Here is a 6,687-nt window from a genome sequence, read left to right on the forward strand (position 1 = left end):
CGCGCGCCGCGACGAGGCGCCCAGCCGCCGCGACGATTTCGGCGACAGCGTCTGGTTCTCGCTGTCGATCGGGCGCCGGCAGAATGCCGAGCCGCGCTGGCTGATCCCGATGCTGTGCCGCACCGGCAGCATCTCGAAGCGCGAGATCGGCGCCATCAAGATGCAGCCGGAAGAGACCTACGTGCAGATATCAGCCGACTGGGCCGACCGCTTCCTGGCCGCGATCGGTCCCGACCGCAAGCTGCAAGGCAACATCCTGGTGAAGCGGCTCGATGGTACGCCCGATCTTTCACGCGCCGGCTATCAGCCGCCAAGCCCCGACAAGAAGCCGCATCGCGGCAAGGCGCCGTTCGACCCCAACGCGCCGAAGCGCAAATTCGAAAAACGTGCACCGGCAGCAGTCGATCAGCGCCCGGCCGCCGCGCATGAGGCAAAGCCATGGGCGAAAAAGCCGGGCAAGCCGAAATTCGACACCACCGGCGCGCCCAAGCACAAGAAGGCGAAGAAACGGCCCGCCTAGAGCATTTCACCGTTTCACGGAAACGGCGATCTGCTCTAACTCTTTGTTTTGACGCAATTCCCAAGGGAAAACGGCTTCACACTTTTCCTAGAATTGCTCTAGGACTTCGGCCGGAGGGAAGCGCTTGCCTGCAGGCCAGCCTTGATGGCAGCCCAGCTGGCCGATGCCGGCGTCGGGCGATGCTGCTTTGCGATGCGTTCCGTCAGCGATGAGCGCCAGTCCGCGTCTTCCGCCATCCTGCGGATCGCAGCGTACCAGCTGGCCTGGTCATTGGAATCGATCGCCGGCATCAGCCCGCCGCTCGCCTCGATCAGCGACGGCGCGGTCGAGACGATGACCGGAATGCCAAAATCGAGACATTCCGAGGCGCCATAGCCCCAGCCCTCGATATGCGAGGGAAAGACGCCGAAGGAAGCGCTGCGATAATATCGGATGAGCTCCTCATCGCTGATCGCTCCGGTGAACGTAACCCGCTCAAGCAATCTCGGATGGGCCTTGAGATAGGCGCGCAGCGGATCGATCATCCAGCCCCAGCGCCCGGCGCAGACGAGCCGCGGCAGCTTGACGCCCTCGTCGAGCGCCTGCTGCCATATCCGTGCCAGCAGGATGTGGTTCTTGCGCACCTCGATGGTCGAGCAATAGAGCACGAACGGCTCGTCGGCCTCGATGCGCGAAGTCTGGCCGATGCGCGAAGCCGTCTCGTACAGGATGGAAGGCATCGGAAACCGGTATACCACCGGCTGTGTGACGCCTGCCTGTTGCATATGGTCGGTCAGCGTCGCACCAACTTCGTCGGATGCACAAAATGCCGGCGCGCCGGAACGCACGAGGTGCTCGAGATATGACCCGTAGCGAGCCTCGCCAGGGCTCATACCAACCATGTCGGGGCGCAGTGTCGGGATGAGGTCGTGGCAAAGAAACGCAAGGCCACCGGCGCGCCCGGAAAGGGCGGCTCGATCGTCACCGGTCAGAATGTGATGGCTGATCAGGACAAAGCCGCGTTCGGTCTCGTTCGGTTGGCTTGGAACCTGACGCGGGGCCGACCGGATCCGCGCCCGCTGGTACAGACGATAGGCCCTGATCAGCAACCTCGTCGCCTGAATAGGCAATCCCTTTGCGGCCATGGGTCACCGTCTTGGCGAGATGGCGGTCGGCGTCGCGCTTGCCCCATGGCTGCTGCCTCACCGCTTCGAGGGCCTGCGACATCGCCGTACGTCTCCCAGGCCATCGTTTGAGGCGCCAGGGTGAAATCTCGCCCGTCGCGACATGGTCCTGCTCGAAAGGAGCGAGGGGGCGAAACCGGCCTTCCCACGGTCGGAACGCCACCACCTCCACGCTAGGGTCGGGATCGGCCAGGGCTGCGCTGACGAGAAAGCTTTCCACCCGCGGGATGCCGACAAGTCCCTGGCCGGACGGCCAGAACGTCAGGCCGGTGGCGTCGATGGCCAGCCTGGGAGGTCTTCTTTCCCCTCCATCTTCAATCACGGTTTTACTGTCAGGACTCTCGACTGTCATGTTCTGCTTCTGTCGAAGGCGGTTGCACTCGATGCCTTATGCTTCATTTGCCGCGAAGACGGTAGCCATGCTGGCCGTCTTGCCCATCGGCCCGGCCCTGTGCCACCTTCGGCCGGGACGTGGCGAGCGGGGGTGGCAAATGCGCGGCGAAGTACTTCACTATGACGAGATCCAGGGCTTCGGCTTCATATCCGGGGCCGACGGCAACCGTTACACCTTCACCCGCGAGAACCTGCGCCGGGAAACTGCTATGCGGAAGGGCGCGGCCGTCGAGTTCCAGCCGGGTGGCGGCCAGGCGCGCGACGTTTTTTCGATCACCGCTCCGACTGCCGCTCCCTCCGCCGCCAATCCCAGCGTCAAAGCCGCACCGGCCCAGGCCAGCGTTCCGTCCGCAGTGGTCCCGCCCGCTGCGCAGCATTTCGGTCGATCTTCCGAGATAGCCGAGCCCGGCGATCTCTGGGGCTATTTCTGGAGCGGCGTGACGCAGAACTATTTCAATTTCGCCGGACGCGCCCGCCGCAAGGAATATTGGGGCTACTGCCTGTTCTGGACGGTTTGCCTGCTGATCATCGGCGGCATCGGCCTGTACACCGATATGGATATGGGCGGTTTCGACAGTGATATTTCGGGCGCGATAACGGTCGGGTTGTGCGGCACGTTCCTGCTGGCGACAATTCTTCCCAGCCTCGGCATGATCGTGCGCCGGCTGCACGACATCGGCCTGTCAGGCTGGCTCTGCCTGCTGATCCTGATCCCGACCATCGGCAGCCTGATCATCCTGGTCTTCGCGCTGATCCCGACGCAGGCCCGGGAAAACCAGTGGGGGCCGGTGCCGGCGGGTGTCAGGATTTAGCCGCCACGTGTATTGCAATCACAAACAACCCTGGGTAGTATTTGCGCAACGCGGGGGAGAAACATGCGTGGCACGATATTCCACTACGATCAGGATCAGGACTACGGCTACATCGACGGAATCGACAGCAAGCGTTATATCTTTGCCCGTGACGATGTGAGCCATGAAGTGACCCTCGCCAGGGGCACCCTTGTCGAGTTTCAACCGGAGGACGGTACGGCGCACGATATAGTCGCCGTCACCCCGACAGCGCCATCGCCAAGCACGGGCCAGCCACGCCGTTCGGCCGAGAGCAGGCCCGCCTATTCCATGGGTCTGTGGGCTTACTTCTGGCGCGCGATAATTGCGGACTATAGCAATTTCAAAGGTCGCGCCCGCCGCAAGGAATTCTGGGCCTTCTGGCTATTCTACACCCTCGGGATATTGGCGCTTCTAGGCTTCGGAATACTCGTTGACCTGGCGTTCAATGGCTTCAAAACCAATGCGGACAGGACGCCGATGAGGGCCATAGGGCTCATACCCTTCCTTCTTTTCTTTTCGGGATTGATCCTGCCGTCGATTGCGCTCGTCGTGCGGCGTGTGCATGACGCGGGTCTGAGCGGCTGGTTTGCACTTCTGGGCTTCATAACTCCCATTGGCAGCATTGCCTTGCTGGTCTTCGGACTTCTGCCGTCCCAGGTGGGCGAAAACCCTTGGGGACCGGTGCCGGCAGGCGTCAGGATCTAGCCGCCTTCAGCGCTTCGCCTGAAAGCCTGAGAAAGACCTTCTGGCCGTGGCGCTCGGCGCCAAGCCGGTCGTAGAAGCGCAGCGCGCCCTCGTTCCAGTCCTCGGTGGTCAGGTCGATGCGGCCGATGCCTTCGCGCAGGCAATGATCGGCGAGAAAGCCGATCAGCGCCCGGCCGACGCCGGCGTTGCGAACCTTCTCGCATACGAACAGATCCTTGAGGAACAGCAGCCGCTCGAGATCGATACCGGGATGCGCGATCGCCACCGACGCCAGGCCGCTGACTTCGCCGTCGACGAAGGCGAGCGCGAAATGCGGATAGGCCGGGCTTTCCTCGCCAAGCCATTTGCGTGCAGCAGACAGGGCCCGGTCAGCATCGAGAGGCGGCTGCCGGTAATGCTCCGCCATCTCGCACAATATGGCCGCGAGTGCCGTCGCGTCCTCGATCGTCGCCCAGCGGACGTCGACCGTCACGGAATCAGCCCAGGAATTTGGCGATGATCGCGTCGCCCATCTGAACCGTACCGACCTCGGTCATGCCATCGGACATGATGTCTTTCGTCCGCAGGCCTTCGTCGAGCACGGCGGCGATCGCGCTTTCGACACGGTCGGCTTCATCGACCATGCCGAAGGAATAGCGCAGGCACATGGCGAAGGAAGCGATCATGGCGATCGGGTTGGCGATGCCCTTGCCGGCTATGTCGGGGGCTGAACCGTGCACCGGCTCGTAAAGCGCCTTGCGCTTCTTTGTCTTCACGTCAGGCGCGCCGAGCGAGGCCGACGGCAGCATGCCGATCGAGCCGGTCAGCATGGCGGCAATGTCGGACAGCATGTCGCCGAACAGATTGTCGGTGACAATGACGTCGAACTGTTTTGGCCAGCGCACCAGCTGCATGCCGCCGGCATCGGCCAGCATGTGGTCGAGCTTGACGTCGGAATAGCGCGCCTTGTGGGTCTGGGTGACGACCTCGTTCCACAACACGCCCGACTTCATCACATTGCGCTTTTCCATCGAAGTGACACGGTTCTTGCGCGTGCGTGCCAGTTCGAAAGCGACGCCCGAAATGCGCTCGATCTCGAACGTGTCGTAGACCTGCGTGTCGATGCCGCGCTTCTGGCCGTTGCCGAGATCGATGATCTGCTTGGGCTCGCCGAAATAGACGCCGCCGGTCAGCTCGCGCACGATCAATATGTCGAGGCCTTCGACCACCTCCTGCTTGAGCGAGGAGGACGCCGCCAGCGCCGGATAGCAGATGGCCGGGCGAAGGTTGGCAAACAGCTCCATGTCCTTGCGCAGGCGCAGCAGGCCGGCCTCAGGGCGCACCTCGTAGGGCACCGCATCCCATTTGGGACCGCCGACGGCGCCGAACAGCACCGCGTCGGCCGCCATCGCCTTTTCCATGTCGGCATCGGAGATCGCCGCGCCATGCGCGTCATAGGCGCAGCCGCCGACCAGCCCCTCATCGGTGGCAAAACCGCTGCCGAGCTTGTCGTTCATGACCGCGATCAGTTTCTTGACCTCGGCCATGGCCTCGGGACCGATGCCGTCACCGGGGAGCAGGAAAAGATGCTTCGTTGCCATGGAGGAACCGTCCTGGAAAGAATTTGAACCGCGGCCTTGCTAAACGCCAAGCCGGTTGTGCGCAAGGAGTAACGCAGCGATCAAGAACAACCTCGTTCGTTTGCGATCCTTCGCGCTCCCCTCTGCCCCGCCAGCCTCCCGCAAATTGCAGCGCCTTGCCTTCACCGATGCGAGAGAATGTTGACCAGCCGGCCGAACGGATCGCGGACATAGAAGCGGCGCACGCCCCAGGGCTCGTCGGCCGGTCCGTATTCGATGGCGAAGCCCGCCGCTTTCATGGCATCGAGCGCCGCATCGACATCATCGACCTCGATCGAAAGATCCGGCACCGGCGTTTCGGAGCCGCCTTGCGCCATGAAACTGACCTGGACATCCATCTTTGCTTGCGAGCCGTAGGTGGCGATCCAGCCAAGGTCCATAAGCACATCGAGGCCGAGGACATCCTGATAGAAACGCTTGGCCGCAGTGGCATCCGATGTCTCGATATTGGCAACGATGCGCCGGACTTTCATCGTCGGTCGCCTTTCAAGCCGTGCGCCGCAGCGCCGTCACCTCGATCTCGATCTTCATTTCCGATCTGTTGAGCTGGCAGACGATCATCGTCGCCGCCGGCCTGATGTCGCCGAACGTCTCGCCGAGGATCGGGAAGACCACGTCCACGAAGGCCTGGTCAGTGATGTAGTAATGCGCCCGCACCACGTCGGCCATCTCGAAGCCGCCGTCCTGAAGCGCCTTGCCGATCGTCGCCAGGCAATTGCGCGTCTGCGCCTCCACCGTCTCCGGCATCGTCATCGTCGCATAGTCGTAGCCGGTCGTACCGGACACGAAACACCAGTCGCCCTGCACCACTGCACGCGAATAGCCGGCGGTCTTTTCGAAGGGCGAACCGGTGGAGATGAGTGTGCGCATGGGGCCTCGCAGGATTTGGTGGCCATTTTGCAGGGAAGACGCCTGTCCGACCATGGGCCAACATGGTTGGATTGGCGGTGCAAACCTTCGATGCCAGCGGGGGTGTGAAGGATCGCGGCGGACAATTCTTTTCCGCAGCACGACGACGGTGCGGCTGCCGTCGCGCAAAATACTTAGTTCGCCGACCCCAGCGCCTTGTCCAACGCCGCCTTCACATCGACCGGCCATGTCGCCACATCAGGCCACGCCTGCGGCTGGCCCTTGTCGCCGCGGCGCGCAAAATAGAGCCTGTGCTGGGCCGGGTCGACCGCCATGAAGCCGTCATTGCCGCCGCAATCATGCGGCACGCAGCCGCTGGCGTAGAAGGTGCCCGAAGCGGTCTTTTCCGTGCCGCCGCCGACCAGCAGGCTGGTTGCCATGTCGGGCATGTCCTTGCCGAGAAGCTTTTTCGCTTCCTTGTAGACGGCCTCGTTGTGGAAGGCGTCGATGATGTTCTGGTACTTTTCCGGATCGATGTCTTTCCAGTCCGTGCCGGGTTCCGGCATGTAGGTCAGATTGCCCGAAATCGTCAGCCCATCGGTCGG

Annotated in this window: 8 protein-coding genes and 1 pseudogene; 3 read left to right on the forward strand and 6 right to left on the reverse strand. The window is 62.8% G+C overall.

Annotated features, from left to right (window positions below):
• A partial coding sequence (locus EN984_RS17445) for a DbpA RNA binding domain-containing protein (protein WP_206517437.1) occupies nucleotides 1-520 on the forward strand: 520 nt, incomplete at its 5' end.
• A 98-nt stretch (nucleotides 521-618) separates the two neighbouring features.
• Here the strand turns inward: EN984_RS17445 and EN984_RS17450 are convergent.
• On the reverse strand, nucleotides 619-1,644 hold the full coding sequence (locus EN984_RS17450; RefSeq protein WP_236382965.1) for a glycosyltransferase: 1,026 nt from the start codon (nucleotides 1,642-1,644) through the stop codon (nucleotides 619-621).
• 530 nt (nucleotides 1,645-2,174) lie between these two features.
• Here EN984_RS17450 and EN984_RS17455 point away from each other — a divergent pair.
• On the forward strand, nucleotides 2,175-2,888 hold the full coding sequence (locus tag EN984_RS17455) for a DUF805 domain-containing protein (protein ID WP_127271316.1): 714 nt from the start codon (nucleotides 2,175-2,177) through the stop codon (nucleotides 2,886-2,888).
• A gap of 63 nt (nucleotides 2,889-2,951) precedes the next feature.
• The gene (locus tag EN984_RS17460) at nucleotides 2,952-3,614 is read left to right on the forward strand and encodes a DUF805 domain-containing protein (protein WP_127269803.1); all 663 of its coding nucleotides are present in this window, start codon (nucleotides 2,952-2,954) and stop codon (nucleotides 3,612-3,614) included.
• Here EN984_RS17460 and EN984_RS17465 read toward each other — a convergent pair.
• The 5 genes and pseudogenes from EN984_RS17465 to EN984_RS17485 all read right to left on the reverse strand — a co-directional run.
• Nucleotides 3,604-4,086 carry a GNAT family N-acetyltransferase gene (locus EN984_RS17465; RefSeq protein WP_127269801.1) on the reverse strand — a complete coding sequence of 161 codons (483 nt, stop codon included), beginning with the start codon at nucleotides 4,084-4,086 and terminating at the stop codon, nucleotides 3,604-3,606. The genes EN984_RS17460 and EN984_RS17465 overlap by 11 nt on opposite strands.
• A gap of 4 nt (nucleotides 4,087-4,090) precedes the next feature.
• The gene (gene leuB / locus EN984_RS17470) at nucleotides 4,091-5,194 is read right to left on the reverse strand and encodes a 3-isopropylmalate dehydrogenase (protein WP_127269799.1); all 1,104 of its coding nucleotides are present in this window, start codon (nucleotides 5,192-5,194) and stop codon (nucleotides 4,091-4,093) included.
• A 161-nt stretch (nucleotides 5,195-5,355) separates the two neighbouring features.
• Complete coding sequence (locus EN984_RS17475) at nucleotides 5,356-5,706, reverse strand: VOC family protein (protein ID WP_127271319.1); 351 nt, start codon at nucleotides 5,704-5,706, stop codon at nucleotides 5,356-5,358.
• Nucleotides 5,707-5,719: 13 nt separating this feature from the next.
• Complete coding sequence (locus EN984_RS17480) at nucleotides 5,720-6,103, reverse strand: RidA family protein (protein WP_127271321.1); 384 nt, start codon at nucleotides 6,101-6,103, stop codon at nucleotides 5,720-5,722.
• 173 nt (nucleotides 6,104-6,276) lie between these two features.
• Nucleotides 6,277-6,687, reverse strand: a pseudogene (locus tag EN984_RS17485) (hypothetical protein); the annotation flags it as partial.

This window comes from Mesorhizobium sp. M7A.F.Ca.CA.004.12.1.1 (assembly GCF_003997835.1).
In the GTDB taxonomy this organism is placed as follows: domain Bacteria; phylum Pseudomonadota; class Alphaproteobacteria; order Rhizobiales; family Rhizobiaceae; genus Mesorhizobium.